Origin of the sequence: Enterobacter cloacae complex sp. 2021EL-01169 (assembly GCF_020733125.1) — a bacterium.
Taxonomy (GTDB): Bacteria; Pseudomonadota; Gammaproteobacteria; order Enterobacterales; family Enterobacteriaceae; genus Enterobacter; species Enterobacter roggenkampii.
In genome coordinates this window covers 1-1,782 of the sequence record NZ_JAJFTC010000045.1, presented here as the reverse complement: position 1 = coordinate 1,782, position 1,782 = coordinate 1, and the positions used below count along the sequence as shown (strand labels likewise).

Here is a 1,782-nt window from a genome sequence, read left to right as displayed (position 1 = left end):
AAGCCAGCCTTTCATGATATATCTCCCAATTTGTGTAGGGCTTATTATGCACGCTTAAAAATAATAAAAGCAGACTTGACCTGATAGTTTGGCTGTGAGCAATTATGTGCTTAGTGCATCTAACGCCTGAAATAAGCCGTGCCGCGAAGCGGCATCGGCTTGATTGAATTGTTAGACGGCAAACTCGAGCCAATACTTGTGCAGGCCAACAATATTAGACGAGCACAGCATGGGCATTGCCGCTTTGATCTTCTCCAGTGACCAATTCCACCACTCCATCTCCAGAAGCAATGAAATTTCCTCATCGGTGAAGCGTTTCTTAATCTTCTTAGCGGGATTGCCGCCAACGATAGCGTAAGGCTCCACATCTTTTGTCACCAACGAGCGGCTGCCTATCACCGCACCGTGCCCGATCTTGATTCCGGGCATGACCATTGCCTCAGAGCCGATCCAAACGTCATTGCCAATGACAGTATTACCTGCTTTTTGGAAGGCATCGAGTGCGCTTGAGAATGCAGGTTCTTCCTGCATATAAAAGAACGGGAAAGATGATGCCCAGTCGTACCGATGCCCCTGATTGCCAGCCATGATAAAGGAAGCCCCACTCCCGATAGAGCAGAAACTACCGATGATCAACTTATCAACGTCATCACGGTCCGGAAACAGATACCGTGCGCAGTCATCGAATGAGTGCCCATGATAGTAGCCAGAGTAATAGCTGTACCGCCCAACTTTGATATTGGGGTTCTTCACTTGCTCAGAAAGCAGCTTGCCTTTGAAGGGGCTATCAAAGTAGTTGGTCATAAGAGATCCCGCGGTCTGTGACTTTGCCGTCTAACACCTGAGTTAAGCCGCGCCGCGAAGCGGCGTCGGCTTGGACGAATTGTTAGGCCGCATATCGCGACCTGAAAGCGGCACGCAAGACCTCAACCTTTTCCGCCCCGAGTGAGGTGCATGCGAGCCTGTAGGACTCTATGTGCTTTGTAGGCCAGTCCACTGGTGGTACTTCATCGGCATAGTAAAAGTAATCCCAGATGATCGCCTCCCAGCTGTTACAACGGACTGGCCGCCCGGCGATGACGCCCTCAGCCGCCTCTGGGCACGAGCCCTGCGGAGCCTCCGCGATTTCATACGCTTCGTCTGCCCACCAAGCAGGTTCGCAGTCAAGTAACTCATCCCCGATCTCCGCTAAGAATCCATAGTCCAACTCCTCCATGACGCGCCCGCCGAGCATTTCAACTATTGCCTCGAGCTCGCCGCGCCTCTCGCCGGGAAACGTCAGATCAATATCATCGTGCTTGCGTGTTACACGCCCTAGCCGTGCATCGATCGCCCAGCCCCCACCGATCCAGAGCGGCAGATTTCGCTCATCTGCCGCAGCTAGAATTTTGTGTATCAATGTGACCTGCGTTGTGTCCATGCGGCCTAACTTTGTTTTAGGGCGACTGCCCTGCTGCGTAACATCGTTGCTGCTCCATAACATCAAACATCGACCCACGGCGTAACGCGCTTGCTGCTTGGATGCCCGAGGCATAGACTGTACAAAAAAACAGTCATAACAAGCCATGAAAACCGCCACTGCGCCGTTACCACCGCTGCGTTCGGTCAAGGTTCTGGACCAGTTGCGTGAGCGCATACGCTACTTGCATTACAGTTTACGAACCGAACAGGCTTATGTCCACTGGGTTCGTGCCTTCATCCGTTTCCACGGTGTGCGTCACCCGGCAACCTTGGGCAGCAGCGAAGTCGAGGCATTTCTGTCCTGGCTGGCGAACGAGCGCA

3 protein-coding genes are annotated in these 1,782 nt (G+C 52.9%); 1 reads left to right on the top strand and 2 read right to left on the bottom strand.

The features are described from left to right. Positions 1 to 171 precede the first annotated feature (171 nt). Together LLF79_RS26760 and aadB are read right to left on the bottom strand one after the other, a co-directional pair. Positions 172 to 804 (bottom strand): type B-3 chloramphenicol O-acetyltransferase CatB3, encoded by a 633-nt coding sequence (locus tag LLF79_RS26760; RefSeq protein WP_000186237.1) that lies wholly within the window; start codon positions 802 to 804, stop codon positions 172 to 174. An 82-nt stretch (positions 805 to 886) separates the two neighbouring features. Next, positions 887 to 1,420, bottom strand: coding sequence for an aminoglycoside nucleotidyltransferase ANT(2'')-Ia (gene aadB, locus LLF79_RS26755; protein ID WP_000381802.1), 534 nt, complete (start codon positions 1,418 to 1,420; stop codon positions 887 to 889). 145 nt (positions 1,421 to 1,565) lie between these two features. On the opposite strand from aadB, the gene LLF79_RS26750 reads away from it, so the two are divergent. After that, positions 1,566 to 1,782, top strand: a 217-nt coding sequence (locus tag LLF79_RS26750) for a class 1 integron integrase IntI1 (protein ID WP_020801416.1), incomplete at its 3' end; no start/stop codon positions are given.